Genomic DNA, 16,445 nt, shown 5'->3' on the forward strand with positions numbered 1-16,445 from the left:
CATTGCCCTTTCCCTGGACTTACGGTCGTTTGGTCGAACCGAGGAAACATAGCGGAATTCCCAACCAAAACCCAGGCATCCCTTTCCGACGCCCCCGTCGGCTCCCCGGTCAAAAGCAGAACGCGTTACATCTCAATGTCGCTGAGTTTTTGCATACTTGGCGGACTTGGAACGCAGTTTGGCGGGGACGGACAAGCCTCCTTGTCGGATCGGGGTGGGGGGAGGTGTGACGTCGGCCTACGTGGCCCTCCAGCACCCGCGGCTTTCTTGGGGAAAGCAGCTCGTCACAGGGTGAGCCGCTTCGAAACCGTCCCCCGCAGGGCTTGAGCCCCCGCCGGTTGTTCGACGTCGAGCGGGGCGGATACATGCCGCGCGGAAATTAATGGGAGGGAGCTAACTCGCTCCGATACGCGCCGCGAGCTCCGGTGGTAGTGGATACGGAAGTTCCGCGGGGAGAAGGCTGTCGATGTCTGCTAGCGTCTCGCGCTTGGCGTCACCGGCAAGGGTTCGGCTCTCAGCGACTAGCGCTTCGATGCGCTGAGCGTCCGGCGTGACTTCTTCGATGCGTTGAATCCACTCGTCTACGTAGGCTGCGACCGCCGGGCCTCGAAGGCCACACTGGAGGCTGCGATAGGGAAGGGGCTGATGGCTCAAGCCTCGCTCAGGGTCCCACTGGATCCGCACGGGAGCGCGCTTCACCGCCAGTTGCCAGGCTTCATGGGTTCCGTACAGGTCGGGGACGTAGTGCGAGAGGGCGGACCAACCGAGGGCCTGTTCGAAGCCGCTGCGCAGGATGTCGATGGCGAGGATGCGCTCCTGACCCGGCTTACGGCCCCAGCCGGCGCGGTACATCATCCACAAGAAGGACGGCTTGATCCAGGTCATGCGCTCGCGTTTGAAGGGCGCCACAAAGCGCTGCGTTGCCAGCGCGGGCTCCGCGATGTGAGGCGAGAACGCTTGGTAGACTCGGACCGTCCGTGCGTCGAAAACTGCGCGGATCTGCCGTAATGGAGGCGAGAGAGCTTCAGCGGGAGGTCGGCTGGAGGAGCGTTCCGGCACGCCGCCTTTCTAGCATGAGTTTCCAGCGGGGAAACACGCGGTCGCATCCTGCCGTGCGGTATCGCAGTCCGCTCGCACGGAGCTGCACTCGGAGTTTCACTTGGCTTGCGCTAGACTGCGCGACGTGAGTTTCGAGCCGGTATGGGGAACGCTTCCCGCCCGCGCGTTGCGGAGCGAATCGCTGTCGGCGCGCTCGGAGCGTGGGGCGGTCGAGCTCTTCGTCCCGGCCCCGGGCGTCTCCGTAATTCGGGTGGCCGGGTGTCTCGAGACAGCGCTCGCAAGGCAACTCACCGACGCCTACGATCCAGCTTTCGGGGACGCACGGCACACCAGGGCGTTCATGGATTGCGAGTTGATGACCGGCTACGATAGCCAGGCCCGCAGCCACTTGACCCAGTGGGTGATTGCGCATCGTAATCAGGTGCGCGGTTGCTGGGTGCTTACAGGATCGAAGCTCGTTGCCATGGGGATCAGCGTGGCGGACGCCGCGCTCAGCCTGGCCGGAGTCGGGCGTATCCGCCTCGTGAAGCGTCCCGGTCTGATCAGCGCAATCGAGCTGGGGCTCGACAAGGCCCGGCGCGCGAAGGTGGGGTGAGATGCTCCTCCGTAGTGCGAAGGCTTTGCCGGGCCAAACGCGGAGGGTGCACACGAGCGCTCCACCGCTGTGAGGCGACGACCGATAGCTCACACCTGGCGGGTCACTGGTCGCGCCTGGAGACAGAACAGCTGACCATCGTGTGAGAAGGCCCACTCGATGTCTTGAGGTCCGCCGAAGAGCGCGCTGACCCGTGCGCCAAGGGCCACCAGTAGCTTCAGTTCTCGCTCATCGATGCTAGCGCGGGCTGCGTCGTCTGACTCAACGTCTGACGCTTGGAGTTCTTGGTTGGCGAATGCCAGCATCCTGGCCTTGGAGCCAATCTCAGACTCAAGCACGTTGCCGTCGGGATCCAGGATGAAGCGATCTGGCGTGATGTCTCCGCTGACTACTGACTCCCCCAAGCCATAGGCTGACTCGACTACGGTCTTTCCGCGCTCGAAGAACAACACGCCAGCGGCTCTCGCGGGCACCAACTCCTGAATGATAACGCTCATGCGTACCGGGGATTCGAGCCCGAGGCGTTGTCGATAGGCGAGGACGCCCGGGGCATGCGCGGACTCGAACACCTCGCGGATCGCGCCGGAGAGCGCCTCGGCGCCGACGCCGAGCTTGGTCACGAACTGCCCAGCGAAGCTCGCACCAGCGGAGTCCTCCACGTTGGCGCTCGATCGCACTGCGTACGGGGCGCTGAGGCTGCGCAGGCAGTTTGCCGCGAGGGATGCGTCGTCGCCGCGAGCTATCGACCAGGCTGCGGTGTAGTCTAGTGCCACACCGCGCGGAACCAAGATGCCGGCGCGCATCAAGCGTGCGGAGTTCGCGGCTTTGCCTCCCCAGCGTGTGGCGTCCTCCGCGAGCTCCAGGGGAACGACCTGTGGCTCGGCCCCGGGTTCGGGGTCGGGCACGACGACCTCGGGCACGTCTTGCGCCGGAGCACCTGGTGCGACTGAGTCGGGAGCCACGTCTCCGAGCACGACGATGCGTCCGCTGTCGCCATCCACCTCGATGAAGGCGCCGTCAGGGATCTCTAGTGCGTCCTGCACTCCCACTACCCCCGGAATGCCGAACTCGCGCGCGACGATTGCCGCGTGAGAAATGAGGCCGCCGGTTTGGGTCACGATTGCAGAGGCGTTTGCGAGCAGCGTGTTGAACGTCGGCGTGGTGGCGCGCGCCACGAGAATGTCCCCAGGGGTGAAGCGCTCGAAGTCCGCGGTGCTGAGCACCAAGCGTGCGCGACCGCGCACGACGCCGGGGCTCACCCCATGGCCGCACAAGGCGCCCTGCTCCGGGATCGGGTCGGCATCGGCGCCGAAGCGGCTGACGAAGGCAAACATCGCCGCGACCACGCGACGTACATCCGCGGGGAAGGATGCGATGGGGGGTGGTTCTGGCGCTGGGCCGAGGTGGTTTGGTGGGGTGAGCACAGCCCAGCGTCTGCGGTTCGCTGTGTGCCCGTCGATCACCTGCTTGGAGGGCCCCTCGCCGCGCAGCGCACCGACCAGTTCTTCTGTGGTCAAGTCGCACGCACTTTCAGCTTCGCTGGCGCGTCCTTGTTTCACCAGGCGTTCGCCGGCTTCCAGGACGAGTCCCCGGGCAATGCCCAGTACTGCCATGGATAGACCGCCGTCATCGTCACGCAGGTCGCCAGCGCGTCGCGCGGACCCCAGCATTTCGCGCCAAGCGCTGCGATGTTCCGCGGGGATCCGTTGCTCGAGCTCGGCCGCGGCATGCTCAGCGCGTGCGCGCGCCGGGTTTGCGCTGTTGTCGTGCTCCGCCCGCCGACGTAGGTTGCCTAGCATCATTTGGGGCATTTCGTTGAACGTCGGGCAGAGCACCGAGTAACCCGTGGCGATCCTCACGCCGAAGTCACGACTGTACGCGCGCAAGAGCCGTGCGCTCTCGCTGTCGCCGGCGCGCAGTCGCTCGAGGGTGCTCACCGCGTCCTTGTCTGCGAGCCACCCGATGCGACCTTCTTTGCGCAGCGCCGCTACGATCTTATCAAGCGCGGCCAAGGGCTCCGTCGTGGCGTCGGTGAAGCCAGCGAGCGCACGCATCGCTTGGCTTGCAGAGATCCCACCCCAAGCCTCGCTATGCACCAGGTAGTCTCCAATCGGGATGGCACACCCCGGCACCGCCCTGAAGTGTACTTCGACGAGCTCCTCGAATAGCGCGCGTGTGCGCTCCAAGAGTTCGCACAATGCTTCATCCGTCTGCTCGCGCGGGTCCGCGCTCTGCAGCGCTGCGATGCGCTGAACGAAGGGGGCGCGGCGTTCCGCGAACCAACTCCGTGCCGTTTCTTCCCAGCGCCGCTCCGACATGAAGCGGCGCGCGGTCTTGCGTCGACGGCGCAGTTCTGGGTGCAGGTTGAACAACAGCCAGAAGACGAAAGCCGGCGGCGTGCCACCTCCCTCTTCCGGGCCGCCAAGGGGCTTGATCTTGATGTACCACCAGCCGTTCACCACGGCGCAACTCAACGTCTCGAGGGGCAGCCCTGCCTCGCGGAAACCCGTTGCGGCGCCTCGCTCTGTGGCGCGCCACATCAGCGTGTCCGTGTAGCGCCCGAAAGGTTCTGCTTGGTGGCTGGCGTCGAACTCCCAAGTGCCCGGTCCTGGGCGTTCCCAGCTGACGTTTGCGCTCATTTCTTTCCCTCCCGCTGTGCGGCCTCAATCAGCGCTCGGCAGAGCCAGGCGAACGAGTCCGCGCCCTCCTCGTTCATCAGGTGATAGCGCCAGAGAAGGCCGGCGCCTGATGACGAGTAGAGCATGTTGATGATGTGGATCACCCTGCGGCGGGTGAGCGTAGGTACGCCTCTTAGCTCTTCTCTCAACGCCGTCGCGATGTAGGCGTGACGCTCCTGCAAACCGGCATCGCTGAGCTGCGCGGAGTTCAACGGCCCAAGGGCGCCGAGCACCTCCGGAGGCTCCTTGCTCATGCGGAGGATGCTGTGGATCTGGCGCTTGATGAGATCCTCGCTGCCGATGCTGGGTGAAGGGTCCACCCCCGCGCGTTTCCGTACGGCTTCACGTGCGGCGTCCGTCAGTGATTCCTTGTCAGGGAACAAGCGGTAAACGGTCGGCTGAGACACGCCAGCGCTCTTCGCAACACCGGGGATCGTGAACGTCGTTGGGTCTTTCGCGATGAGTCGAATCGCGGCCTCCACGACGCGTTCACGAGTCGCCTCCGCTTGCGCCTCGCGCAGCGGACTCTTGTAGGCGCGTGAGGACTTCTTGTGGGTCTTGCTCACCCCCAAGATAATTCGCGAGACGATTTATATTGTCAATTGCTTTTCTTTAATCACAATAGGGTTGCTATCGCGAATTGGCGCGAGGTGGATCTTGGGTTCGGAGGCAAGAATGACTGGGTTTTGGCGGTGTGCGGCGGTTCTTGGCTTGATTGGGGTGTGCGGTGGCTGCGTGACGGAGGCAGCGGATGACAGCGGAACCGGTGGCGCTAGCGGTTCCGGCGGGAGCGGACAGGGCGCAGCAGGCGGCGCTGGCTCTGCCGCTAGCGGTGGCAGCGCGAATGCCGGCTCTGGCAGCGGAGGCAGCTCAAACGCTGGCTCCGGCAGTGGTGGCAGCAGTAGCAGCGGGGTTGGTACGCCGGGGTGCGCACCGACCGTTGAGTGCGCGAAAGCCTGTGGGGATCTGGCGTGCGTCGATGGCTGCATCGCGAGCGCAACTGAACACGGGCGGCAGCTGTTCAATGCGATGGGCGAGTGTGGCGCCGCGGCGGACTGCCAGGATATCTACTGCACGATGAGCGCCTGCCCCGACGAGTGGGACGCCTGTCGCAACGACTTCGGGGAAAACGGCTACTTCTGCTTTGCCTCGGGGAACTACTACGTATGCGATGCGCCGGGTAGCTGTGAGGCCAGGGCCGCTGATGGTGGGAACTGGGGCGCGACCGAAGACGAAGCCGTGATCCGTGGCTTGGACAACTGCACGGAGCACATGGCGAACTCGATTCAAATCGCAAGCACCACCGCCTACGAGGCTGGCGTAGTCGACTCGTGCGTGATCACTCAGTGCTCGCCCCAGTGATGCCAGAGAGCCGCATCGGCGTCAGGTCGAGTGCCGTTATCCGGCGTGCGGCTTTTCTTTTTGGGGGGAGGAGCGCCGCTCAGTCGTTGACCCGCGGCAGACGGATCGTGAAGGTGGTGCCTTGGCTGCCGGTCTCGACGGCGATGTCTCCACCGTTTTGCTGCACGATGCTGTGCACCGTGGACAACCCGAGGCCGTTTCCGTGGCCTTTCGTGGTGAAGAACGGCTCGAAGATGCGCTCGACGAGCTCCGGTTGAATCCCGCTGCCGGTGTCCCGCACCGTCAGCTCCACCACGGTGGTGGTGCCGTCTAGCGCTACGCTGACGGTGCCACCATCGGGCATCGCGTCCCGCGCGTTGACGACCAGGTTCATCACGACCTGGTCGAGCTGGGCAGGGTCGGCGCTCACCCGCATGTCGTCTTGATGGACGGCAACGTCGAGGCGGTGAGTCCCACGCAACAAAGCGTTCAGGGGCTTGGTCATGTCTCGCAGCGCCTGGCCCAGATCGATGACCTGCGGCGCGTGGGGACCCGAGCGGGCGAACGTCATCAGTTGGTCGGAGATGCGTTTGCCTTGCAACGCGACGTCTCTCAGCTCTGAGAGGATCTCCGGTGCCTCCCCAGCACCTGCGAAGCGCCCCAGGTCATCCAGGCCGAGCATGATCGCGCTAAGCACGTTGTTGAAGTCGTGGGCCACGCCGGCGCTGAGCTTGCCGAGCGCCTCCATTCGCTCGAGGGCCGCGAGGCGTTCCCGTTGCTCGCGCAGCGTGAGCTCGGCTTCGACGCGCGACGCTTGCTCGAGCAGCACGGCCAGCACGTCCGCTACCGAGGCGGCAAAGTCTCGCTCTGCAGTCGTCCAAGTGCGAGCTTCGCCCACGTGCTCATGGCAGACCACGCCTACGACCTCACCGAAACGAAAGATGGGAGCATCCAGCATCGAAGTGATACCGTGGGGAATCAAGTATTGCTGGGTCAGCTCGCTGGTGTCGGGGTCGGTGCGGGCGTCATTCGCGAGGATCACCCGGTGAGACTCCAGCGCGGCGGTGTAGTTCGGCAGCTTGGTGAGATCGATGATCGCGCCCGAGCTCTCCCGTTCCCCGGAACCCTCGAACTGACAGCCGCAGATCAGCTGCGACCGGTCGTGGTTGAAGAACCACGCTGCAACGCGCTCGACGTTGATCGCACGCGAACTCGTCGCGCAAGCTTGAAGTAGGGCTCGCCTGAGCCCGCCTTCTCCCTCTGCGGTCAAACGGGCCAGACGCATGCGCGTCTGCCCGAAGAACCCAGCCCCCGGTTCCATTTGGGCTCAAGGGTACACCTCGAACTCCGTCGGGGAAACGCCGCCGCGCGTATGCTGGTGGATCAGTAGTTGGTCTGGTCGTAGAGCGCGACGCTGAGGGTCGGCTTGGGCATGCCGGGCTTGATGCGGATCTCTGCAAGCACCCTCTGATCCCCAGCCGGGCAGGTCGCAGGCAGCTCGACTGCGACGTAGGTCGCCGCGGTGTCTGGCTTGATTTGCAGCACCAGCCCACCGCCGCTTTGGGTGACACCCAGGAGCGTGCCGTGTTGAACCCGGATCGCGCTGGCTACGGGACCCACTGCCGGGGCGGCGTCGGGCCCGGCGTCTGGGGCAGGGACAGCGCTGCTGCTGGGCGCTGTGCTGGCGTTAGGCGCGGTGCTGGCGTTAGGCGCCGTGCTGGCGTTAGGCGCTGCGCTGGTGCTGGGCGCCGGCGCTCGAGCATCAGCGCCGGCGTCGCTCGTTGCGGGGAGCTGATACATCGCGCCCGCCATGGTGGGCTTGGAGAGCCGCAGCGTGATGTTTCCCGACGGATCCCAGCCGGTGAACGCGCTAATCGTAGCGACTAGCCCTTCGCACTTCGCTGGGGGCGGCATCGGGTCGACGACCGCGTAGCCCCCGCTGCTGCCACAGCCCGTCTCCTTGCAAGCGTTGAGGCTCGCTGCAGCCGCCGCTGCGGCGGCGAGTCGCCCGAGCGATCTCAGGGTGCGCTCTCGCGGGTTGAGCCTGCCGGGCGGGGGAGGGGCGGGCAGCACCTCGGGCATGAGGGCCAGGCGCCGACGCTTCTTGGGATTGTTTTCCATTACCAGCTGTCCGTGGCGTTGACGCGCGTGGAGCCCGGGGCGACGGGGCCGCTCGGGGAGCCGATTTCCAGGGACACGTGTTGGTTTCCTGCCGGGCAGCTCACGGCGACGCTGGCGAACACCATGCGGGTGCCGGGTGGCACGTCTATCTCGAGGGTCACGGAGTCCGGCTTGATCGTGTGCTTCTTTAATTGCCCCGCGGAAACGCTTGGTGGCTCGCTCGCTTCGTACTTCGCGCCGCTCTGTTTGGGCTTGCCGAGGGTCACCGTCATCAGCCTGCCCTTCCACGTGATACCGACGGAGATGGTGCCTGCGAGGCCCATGCAGCGTGCCGGTGGCGGCATCGGATCGACCACCGCGTAACCAGTGGGCGGCTCCGGCGGCGGGATGGGTTCCTTGGCAGAGGGATCGCTCCGCGGCGGCATGTCCGGGTCGCCTTCGCCCTTGGTGTCACCGCTCGCGGGAGGCTGCGCGGGAACCTCGATGGCGCCGGCGTCGGTCTTCGGTGGGGTCTTGGCGCACGCGCTGACGCTGGCGCCCGTTGCAGCAAGGGCGAGGAGGCGCTGCATTTGTCCTACCGTGCGCGCCCGGGGACTGCCCGGACGGTTCGGCCGAGGCGCCGGGAGCACCTCGGGCATCAGCTGTTTCGGATGCTTGGGCTCAGACAAGGTTCGCCTCCACGAAGCTCGGGCCGCGCTGATTCTGCAGGGGCGTCGCGACGCGATCTCCCAGCACGGTGAGCGGGCGCCCCTGACCGACGGCGCTGAGCAACTCACTGGCGAGCTGACGAGCGGCCTCGAAGACCTGCTCTTCCGTCTGCCTGAGACCTGGCGTGAGCCGCGCGACCAGCTCCGCATCTTCGCTCTGCGGCTGGCTGCGAACGTGCTGCAGGATCTCCTCCAGGCCATCTGCCGTATCGCTGGCGAGGCGACGGCTGAGATCCTTACCCCGTTGCATCCATTCCTCGCGGAACCGATCGGGGTGGAAGTGTTGGCAAACCTCGACGTCGAAGCGCGTGGCCATGATGCGATTGGCTAGCGCGCCGTCTCCGAAGTTCCGTGCGTGAAAGCACTGCATGCTGAGGTTGAAGACTCGCTCGACCTCGGGGCTCGCCAGGGAGTAGTCCCACTGCATGTAGTCGCCGCGACAGCGCCCTTCCTGCAACATGCGCGAGAGCAAGGGAGTGCCCGCATACAGCTCGACTCGCCCGAAGTTCGAGGGAAACTCACCCGCCCAGCGGATGAACCGAGTGTTGGCGTCGAGGCTCTCTAGGTCCGTGTCCGGATCGAAGATCAGCATGTTGAAGCAGGTGTACAGATCCAGCTCGCGCACCAGCTCGATGGCCTTTTTGTTCAGCTTGGTGGAGCTCCAACGCTGAAGGGTGTCGAGCCCTTGGTCGGTGTCCGTCTCGATGCCGATGTACACACGGATACAGTTCAGCCGCTGCTTCAGGATGCGAAACACCTCGGGATCGCAGTCCGTGGGGCGCGCCTTGACCACGGTCGCGAAGGGGCCGATGCCGTGGCGCTCCAGGGCGTCGGCCAGCGCCGTGAAGCGCTCACGGTTCTTCTTGTGTCCTGGGACGAAGAAGTTGTCGTCGTGGAACACGAAGATATCGATGCCGCGGTCGCGCTGGAGGGCGACCATCTCCTTGGCTACCTCTTCGGGATCTCGCACGCGGTAGCGCTTGCCCGGGAGGCTCTGCTCGTGCCACGCGGCAATGCAACAGAACGAGCAGTTGGCGTAGCAGCCCCGACTGGAAACCAAGGGCGCAATCCCATGACCGAAACAGCTCGCCGGCTCTCCTCGGCGGTCCGGGCGCGGCAACTTGGCCAAGTCGGGGAGGCGAGGATCCGCGTTCTTTCGCGGCGCTCCGTCCTCTCCGCGCACGGCGAGTCCCGCCAGATCCAGGTAGTCAGCGCCTTCTGCCAGGCGCTCGACCAAGTCGAGCAAGGTGCCTTCGGCCTCCTGGCGAACCACGGAGTCGAGCTCGGGAAAATCTGCGAGCAGCTCGAGCGCCGTGAACGTAGCGAAGTGCCCGCCCACCGTGATGTGTCCCGTGTAGCCGCGCTCTCGGAGCGCGACCGCCAGCGCGAGGAAATCGCTCGCTCGCCACTGGAACGCCAGGGAGATCCCGACCAGATCCGGCTGAGTCGCAAGGATGTGTTCGAGAGCGGCGCCAAAGTCCCCGTCTTGATTGAAGGGCACGATGTCCGACTCGTGGCCTGCCTCCGCCAGCACCGCGGCGAGGTAGCGCAGGCTCAAGTTCTCTTCGATCTCAGGACCAACCAACGCGATCGAACTCATCCGATCTCCCCTCTGGTGCGATGACTCGCGAACCGGCTCGGGCTGCCGAGCGAACAGCCCTTAGACGAGCCAGTGTAACGAGGGTTTTGTGATCTCCCTTACAGCGGAAATTTCATGCGTATTATTCGAGGGTTAGCTGGCGCGCGGCAGCCCTCGAGGGTCGTCTGACCCATGCTCTCTAGAGCTGAGTGCCCCGCGCTTGCGGCACACTTTCCCGTGAGGAGATCTGGAGGGTGGCGTTCAGCCGACTTCGTCGACCAGCGGGTACAGCTCTGCGTCCTCGCGCATCATGCGCATGCCGAGCGCGCGTAGCATCTCTTGGGTTTCCTCGAGGAATCGGTGTGGCTCGCTCTTCAAGCGCTCGAGGTCGTGCCACTGCTTGGAGTAGCGGTCGAAGCGCTTGTACAGGTCGCCCACCTCGGCGAACAGGCTCTGGGCCTTCTTTCGCACGTCTTCTCGTGAGTGGTTCATCAGTCGCGGATAGACCGCGTCGTTTTCCATTGCCGCGTGGATACGGAGCTTGCCGGTGAAGCGAACCAACGCCGTGCGTACCTCCGCGGCCTGCTCTCGGACCCGGGTCGGCTCGCAGTAGCTCAACAGCTCACCAGCGAGACGCATTAGCTCTCGGTGCTGGCGGCGGAAGCGCTGCGACTCCGAAACCGGTTCCTCACTCATCGTCTCAGCTTACGATCGGAGGCGCGGCTTGGATCGAGCTTGCGCGCCCGGAGCCGCCAATTGTCACGTGGCTACGCAATCGCGGCGCGTCCCCGGTGCGGTGCCGCCTCCCCCCCAAAAAAAGCCAGGAATGCCCAGGGATCCCCGGCGCGGAAGCTCTTGAAACGAGGTGCTCCGGTTCGAGCACCTCCCTCGTGAATCAGCTGCTGCCCGATGTGGCTCGCCGTCAGCCGCCGCAGACGCCGTTGATGGTCGCGCCCGCTGCGGCGAAGCTGCTCTCGATCAGCCAAGCGTCGAAGCAGGTATCTGTGGCGGCCGAGTTGGTGCTCGAGCACCAGTTGCCCTTGGGGAAGCCGTTCTCTTCCATGAAGCCCTGGCTGCCGTCGCAACGGCCGATGGTCGCGCCAGCGGGCTTGTTCTGCCAACGCTTCACGTTGCCGCTCAAGAGGACGCAGAGGGAGTACCCGAGACTCGTGATGTCCACGGTGTCCGCCTCTTCGACGGTCACGTAGCCCTTGTAGGTGCCCGCGTTTTCGTAGGCGAACGCGCCTTCCTTGGCGGAGCAGCCCTGAGTCTCGTCCAGGTTCTCCGGGACGTAGCGGCCGACGCAGCTCTTGTCGTCGCTCAGCGTCGCCGTGACCTCGAGCTCATGCAGTGGCAGGAGCGCGTAGTTGTCCTTCGAGTCCTCGAGGTAGATCGGGACCGCGATATCGGGGAACACCGCGGTGTACGTGTTGCCGTCGATCGTGAAGTCCGTCTCGACTGGCTTGATTTCCGCACCAGAAGGTCCGTCGGTGAACTGCGCGTAGCAGGTGCCATCGTTCAGCGCTCCGATCAGCGCCTGGGGCTCTCCGGCGCCCTGAGTCACCTTCATGGTCGTGGTGTCGTAGGAGAACAGGATGTTGAACTGGGCGTCTCCGAACTGGAAACACTCCGGCGAGTTGGGTGTGATCTTCGGAGTGATCACTGAGTTCTGCAGGAACGGCTGACGCAGCGCTGCCGGCTCCTTGAGCTCGAGCTGGGTCACCCGCAGCTGCAGCACGTCTTGCGCTGAGTTGTCTCGGCGAGCCATGCACGCCGCGCCAGGGCCGGACGTGCCCGCTGCGTAGCAGCCGGCTTCCTTGGGCTGGCAAGGGTGATCCGAGACGCCGCCGCCAGAGCCGCCAGTCGCGCCCGTTCCGGCGGTGCCCCCGCTGCCTCCGTTGCCACCGCTGCCGGAGCTGTCATCGCTGCCGCCACAGGCGCCCGCGCACAGGCCTAGCGCCACCGCAACACTCATCACCCAAGCTACGCGTCCCAACATCGCTCTAAGCTCCCTCGAAGGCCGTATCCCGTGCGTCGCAGTTTCTCGAAGCACCGTCGGCGCGAGAGCGTAACACGGCTGAAAAACAAAACGGACGCCAAACAGCCGTTTGGCGTCCGCAGATGCATGACGTCCTGTCTGCTACTCGACCCGCACCAACTGCGTCAGCTCAGCCAGGCGCTCGGCGAGGCGCTCACGGGTGAGCTTCCCGAGGGCGGCGTTGCCAACTCCTTCAACGTTGAAGGAAGCCACGCTGGCGGCGGTGAGCAGCCCCAGGCGCAGCGTGCGGGCATCCACGCGCTTCTCCCGGGCGAGAAAGCCAAATAGCGCACCAGCGAAAGAGTCGCCGGCACCGGTGGGATCCACTTCGTCCTCGAGGGGGAAGGCGGGCGCAAAGAAGACGCCGGCGGAGTCGAAGAGCATCGCGCCGTATTCGCCGCGCTTCACCACCAAGGTCTTCGGGCCCATCTTGAGCACCTTGGCCGCTGCCTTGCGGATATTGTGCTCCTCTGCGAGCTGGCGGAGCTCCTCATCGTTGATGGTGAGTGCGTCCACCTTTGCGAGCACCTTCTCCAGGCTCTTGCGTTCGCCAGAGATCCAGAAGTTCATGGTATCCGCGGCGACGAACTTGGGGCTCTTCGCCTGGCTCAACACCTCGAGCTGGAGCTCTGGGTGGATGTTGCCGAGGAAGACGAAGGGCGTGTTCGTGTAGCTCTCCGGGAGCTTCGGACGGAAATCCGCAAATACATTGAGCTGCGTGTCCAGGGTCTCACGGCTCGCCAGGTTGGCGGCGTACTTGCCGACCCAGCGGAAGGTCTTGCCCTTCGCGCGCTCCACGCCGCTGGTGTCCACGCCGCGCTCGCGCAGCTCCTCAAGCGTTGCCTCGGGGAAATCGTCGCCGACGACGGCAACGATCTGTGCCGGGGCGAACAGGGTCACCGCCATCGCGGCGTAGGTGGCGGAGCCCCCAACCACGTCCTTGAAGTCGCCAGTGGGCAAGTTCAGGTCGTCAAAGGCCATCGAACCGACCAACAAAACGGGGTCGGAGCTCTGGATATCTCGGGTCATGCTTCGTCTTCTCTCGGGTTTGGGGGTGAGGTGCGCTGCTCAGGGGCAGATCGGCGCCCGTGGCCGAACCGCAAAGTCATTCGCGGTCCCGCGCGGGCAGCGCCAAGGTCGTTCAGAGGTAAGGGTCGAGGAGCCACCCCAGCCGACGCTGGTCGGCCGCTGTGATGTGGTCCCGGCTGGTGATGAGCGCAAATTTCAGCGCCTCATGGGCCACCGATTGCTGCGGATCCGGCAGTTTTGTTGCTAGCGCCTTCACGCTGGCCTTTGCAAGCTCCGCATTTTGGCGGAGCACCGCGAGCACGCCCTCGACGCTGACGTCCTCTTCCGTCTCGTGCCAGCAGTCGTAGTCGGTCGCGAACGCGATGGTGGCGTAGGGCAGTTCCGCTTCCCGAGCGAGCTTCGCTTCGGGCATCGCGGTCATGCCGATCACGCTGACACCCCAGCTGCGATACAGCTGACTTTCCGCGCGGGTAGAGAACTGGGGACCTTCCATGCAGACGTAGGTTCCGCCGCGGTGCACCTTGCCGCCAGCGGTCTCGACCGCCGCTGCGGCTTGCTCCGCCAAGAGGCTGCACACCGGATCGGCGAAGCCAACGTGGGCGACCACGCCCTGGTCGAAGAAGGTCGACGTGCGCCGCTTGGTCAGGTCGATGTACTGATCCACCAAAACCACATCACCGGGAGCTATCTCCTCACGCATCGAGCCAACGGCAGACAGGCTGACGACGTGGGTTGCGCCGAGTTGCTTGAGCGCACAGATGTTCGCACGGTAGTTGATATGGGACGGAGAGACCCGGTGACCTCGCGCGTGCCGAGGCAGAAAGAGTAGCTTCACCTCGCTACCGTCGACGCGCAGCGTGCCTTCCGTCACCGCGTCGCTGGGGTCGCCGAAGGGAGTCGACAGGCGGTGTTCCCGCACCGACTCGAGGCCAGGGATGTCGTAGATACCACTGCCGCCAATGACCCCAAGAACGTAACTCACGGGTCGTGGGCCTAACATGGTGTCGCCCGCTAGATCAATCGGCGGACTCTGGAGCGAGCAGCGCGGACTTTGGGAGGTCACGCGCCGCGGACAACAGCCGCTCGGCGTGTTGTGCAGCCCGCCGACGCCGGCACCATTCAGCGCGGAAAATGCTAGTCAGTTCCAGCGTGGCCTTGTCGAGGTCGGCGTTGACCAAGACGTAGTCGAACAGGCCATAGTGCGCGATTTCCTCCCGGGCGACGCGAAATCGGCGCTGCACCGTGGCTTCGTCCTCGCTCGCGCGACCTCGTAGGCGTTCCAGCAGAATCTCCATGCTCGGAGGCAGGATGAAGACGCCCACGGCGTCCGGTCGCTGTGCCTTGATCATGCGTGCGCCTTGGTGATCCACATCGAAGATCACGCCGGCGGCGTGTTGCGCCCGCTCGACTTCGGCGACGCTCGTGCCGTAGAGGTTTCCGTGAACTTCAGCCCACTCGAGGAAGCGCCCAGCGCGCACGTCGGACTCGAACTGCTCGCGCGTTACGAAATGATACTCGCGGCCGTCTTGCTCCCCCGGACGCGGCGCACGAGTGGTGTGAGACACACTGAACTCGAGGTTCTCGATTTGGTCGCGCACCCGCCGGGTGAGGGTGCTTTTCCCGGCGCCCGATGGGCTCGACAAGATCAACAACAACGGTCCGCCGCCGGCCGCAGCTCGATCTGCGCTTGAGTGCTCACTCGACATTCTGAACCTGCTCCCGCAGCCGCTCGACCTCCGCCTTGAGCTCGACCACCAAGTGGCTGAGACCGGCGTCCTGGCTCTTGGCACCAATAGTGTTCGACTCTCGTGCCATTTCCTGCAGCAAAAAGTCCAGTCGGCGCCCGACCGCCTGGGGATCTTCGAGCAGACTCGCGAACTGATCGAAGTGACTGTCGAGGCGTACGAGCTCTTCAGTGATGTCGCTCTTGTCAGCAAGGAGCGCGACTTCCTGAGCCAGGCGCGTTGGATCGAGCTGCACTCCGGTGTCGCTCAGCAGCCTCGCGACCCGCTCTTTCAAGCGTTGGTGCTGATGCGCGATCGCCTCCGGTGCGCGCTCCGCGATGCGCTGTGAGGCCTCCCGCGCCTTTCCCAGGCGCGCCTCCAGCTCGGAGCACAAGGTTTGCCCTTCGGTCTCACGCATTTCTTGCAGCGCGGCGAGGGCGCACTTCATGGCTGACGCCAGCGCGGCCTGCACCGGGGTCTCCGTATCCGCGGGGGAAGCGGTGATGAGGTGTGAGAGCTGTCCGAGGACGCTCACGGGCAGCTCCGTGCCGGGGGCGAGTTCGTCTCTCAGGCGAGCCAGCGAGTGGTAGACGTTGCGCGCTCGCTCTTCGGAGAACATGCGGGTCTGGGCGCCGCCCTCCACGCGCACTCCGATGTCGTAGCGACCTCGTCCGAGTTCTGCGCGCGCGAGTTGCTCCAAGAACGAGGCTTGCTCCTGGAGATCCGCAGGGAGACGCACCCTGACGTCCAGAAATCGATGATTCAGGCTGCGGATCTCGACTACGACCCGCCCGCCATCCAGGTCGGCTTCTCCGAAACCGAAGCCGGTCATGCTGCGCATGCGGCACTCCTCCCTAACCGGACCACAGCGGGGATCGCAGCTCGGATCACAGCCCCTTGCGGCGCTTGATGTCCTCCATCATGCGCTTGTACTCGACGTCCCAGACGGCGGTGCCCTCCTTGACGTGCTTGAGTTGGCCGCGGACTTCCTGCTCCAGGTTCTGCTCGGCGGCGAGCAGCTGGCGTAGCGGCAGGCGCAGCTTGCGACGCAGGACAACGTCTTCGCAGTAGATCTCGTCGACGTTGTTGCTGTGCATCAAGAACTCGATCAGTTGATCGAGGATGTAGTCGACCGCTTCGTCGCCGAGCTTGAACTTGCGCTCGTCGGCGACCAATCGCTTCATCTTGCCGAGCTCGGAGGTTGGTAGCCGGCGCGCGTCCAGCAGCTCACGGGCGCGATCGGTGACCGCCTGTTCGTCGCGCATGTACTGCGTGAGCACGGCCTCAATGTCCTTCTGGAGCTCCGCTGGAGACTCGGATTCAACGTCACCATCGGACATCAGCGAGCTCGTCATGTCGCGGGCAAGCGCTGGGATCCTCGAAGCGGGAATTCGCATGAGGGATCCGTACAGGGTTGGGAAGCGTGGGGCAACGCGTCTCGCGGCCGAGACGCACGTTTCTGGTGCCGTTGCAGGGCGGGGGAGTTCCGCTGCGACTGACGGATTCCACCTCGCGTCCTGGGCGCCGGTCCGCGTGCTTAGCGCACGCTGTTCAGACTCCCGCCTGCGGGATGC

16 protein-coding genes are annotated in these 16,445 nt (G+C 65.0%); 2 read left to right on the forward strand and 14 right to left on the reverse strand.

The window, feature by feature from the left end; genetic code table 11:
- Nucleotides 1-393 precede the first annotated feature (393 nt).
- Entirely contained in the window at nucleotides 394-1,059 is a 666-nt protein-coding gene (locus H6718_33905) for a DUF4291 domain-containing protein (GenBank protein MCB9590455.1), read from the reverse strand.
- A gap of 124 nt (nucleotides 1,060-1,183) precedes the next feature.
- On the opposite strand from H6718_33905, the gene H6718_33910 reads away from it, so the two are divergent.
- Nucleotides 1,184-1,654 carry a hypothetical protein gene (locus H6718_33910; protein MCB9590456.1) on the forward strand — a complete coding sequence of 157 codons (471 nt, stop codon included), beginning with the start codon at nucleotides 1,184-1,186 and terminating at the stop codon, nucleotides 1,652-1,654.
- Between the two features lie 89 nt (nucleotides 1,655-1,743).
- On the opposite strand, the gene H6718_33915 is transcribed toward H6718_33910, so the two are convergent.
- Both H6718_33915 and H6718_33920 read right to left on the reverse strand, forming a co-directional pair.
- Nucleotides 1,744-4,293 (reverse strand): hypothetical protein, encoded by a 2,550-nt coding sequence (locus H6718_33915; GenBank protein MCB9590457.1) that lies wholly within the window; start codon nucleotides 4,291-4,293, stop codon nucleotides 1,744-1,746.
- Nucleotides 4,290-4,898, reverse strand: a complete 609-nt coding sequence (locus H6718_33920; protein MCB9590458.1) for a TetR/AcrR family transcriptional regulator — start codon at nucleotides 4,896-4,898, stop codon at nucleotides 4,290-4,292. The genes H6718_33915 and H6718_33920 overlap by 4 nt, the downstream gene beginning before the upstream one ends.
- A 109-nt stretch (nucleotides 4,899-5,007) precedes the next feature.
- Between H6718_33920 and H6718_33925 the strand changes: the two genes are divergently transcribed.
- Complete coding sequence (locus tag H6718_33925; GenBank protein ID MCB9590459.1) at nucleotides 5,008-5,694, forward strand: hypothetical protein; 687 nt, start codon at nucleotides 5,008-5,010, stop codon at nucleotides 5,692-5,694.
- A 79-nt stretch (nucleotides 5,695-5,773) separates the two neighbouring features.
- Here H6718_33925 and H6718_33930 read toward each other — a convergent pair whose 3' ends face one another.
- The 11 genes from H6718_33930 to H6718_33980 form a co-directional block, all read right to left on the reverse strand.
- Nucleotides 5,774-6,994, reverse strand: coding sequence for a GAF domain-containing protein (locus H6718_33930; GenBank protein ID MCB9590460.1), 1,221 nt, complete (start codon nucleotides 6,992-6,994; stop codon nucleotides 5,774-5,776).
- A gap of 62 nt (nucleotides 6,995-7,056) precedes the next feature.
- Nucleotides 7,057-7,794, reverse strand: coding sequence for a hypothetical protein (locus H6718_33935; protein MCB9590461.1), 738 nt, complete (start codon nucleotides 7,792-7,794; stop codon nucleotides 7,057-7,059).
- The gene (locus H6718_33940) at nucleotides 7,794-8,363 is read right to left on the reverse strand and encodes a hypothetical protein (protein ID MCB9590462.1); all 570 of its coding nucleotides are present in this window, start codon (nucleotides 8,361-8,363) and stop codon (nucleotides 7,794-7,796) included. The genes H6718_33935 and H6718_33940 overlap by 1 nt, the downstream gene beginning before the upstream one ends.
- Before the next feature lie 91 nt (nucleotides 8,364-8,454).
- Nucleotides 8,455-10,101 carry a B12-binding domain-containing radical SAM protein gene (locus tag H6718_33945; GenBank protein ID MCB9590463.1) on the reverse strand — a complete coding sequence of 549 codons (1,647 nt, stop codon included), beginning with the start codon at nucleotides 10,099-10,101 and terminating at the stop codon, nucleotides 8,455-8,457.
- 240 nt (nucleotides 10,102-10,341) lie between these two features.
- Nucleotides 10,342-10,776 carry a hemerythrin domain-containing protein gene (locus H6718_33950; GenBank protein MCB9590464.1) on the reverse strand — a complete coding sequence of 145 codons (435 nt, stop codon included), beginning with the start codon at nucleotides 10,774-10,776 and terminating at the stop codon, nucleotides 10,342-10,344.
- Nucleotides 10,777-11,002: 226 nt separating this feature from the next.
- Nucleotides 11,003-12,079 (reverse strand): hypothetical protein, encoded by a 1,077-nt coding sequence (locus H6718_33955; protein MCB9590465.1) that lies wholly within the window; start codon nucleotides 12,077-12,079, stop codon nucleotides 11,003-11,005.
- A 141-nt stretch (nucleotides 12,080-12,220) separates the two neighbouring features.
- A complete protein-coding gene (locus H6718_33960; protein ID MCB9590466.1) occupies nucleotides 12,221-13,135 on the reverse strand; it encodes a sugar kinase in 915 nt (304 codons plus the stop codon).
- Nucleotides 13,136-13,259: 124 nt separating this feature from the next.
- A complete protein-coding gene (mtnP, locus tag H6718_33965; GenBank protein ID MCB9590467.1) occupies nucleotides 13,260-14,129 on the reverse strand; it encodes an S-methyl-5'-thioadenosine phosphorylase in 870 nt (289 codons plus the stop codon).
- A 34-nt stretch (nucleotides 14,130-14,163) separates the two neighbouring features.
- Nucleotides 14,164-14,853, reverse strand: coding sequence for a guanylate kinase (gene gmk, locus H6718_33970; protein ID MCB9590468.1), 690 nt, complete (start codon nucleotides 14,851-14,853; stop codon nucleotides 14,164-14,166).
- The gene (locus tag H6718_33975; protein ID MCB9590469.1) at nucleotides 14,843-15,712 is read right to left on the reverse strand and encodes a YicC family protein; all 870 of its coding nucleotides are present in this window, start codon (nucleotides 15,710-15,712) and stop codon (nucleotides 14,843-14,845) included. The genes gmk and H6718_33975 overlap by 11 nt, the downstream gene beginning before the upstream one ends.
- Nucleotides 15,713-15,758: 46 nt before the next feature.
- The gene (locus H6718_33980) at nucleotides 15,759-16,268 is read right to left on the reverse strand and encodes a DUF507 family protein (GenBank protein MCB9590470.1); all 510 of its coding nucleotides are present in this window, start codon (nucleotides 16,266-16,268) and stop codon (nucleotides 15,759-15,761) included.
- Between the last annotated feature and the right edge of the window lie 177 nt (nucleotides 16,269-16,445).

It is taken from the genome of Polyangiaceae bacterium, from assembly GCA_020633205.1.
GTDB lineage: Bacteria > Myxococcota_A > Polyangia > Polyangiales > Polyangiaceae > JAHBVY01.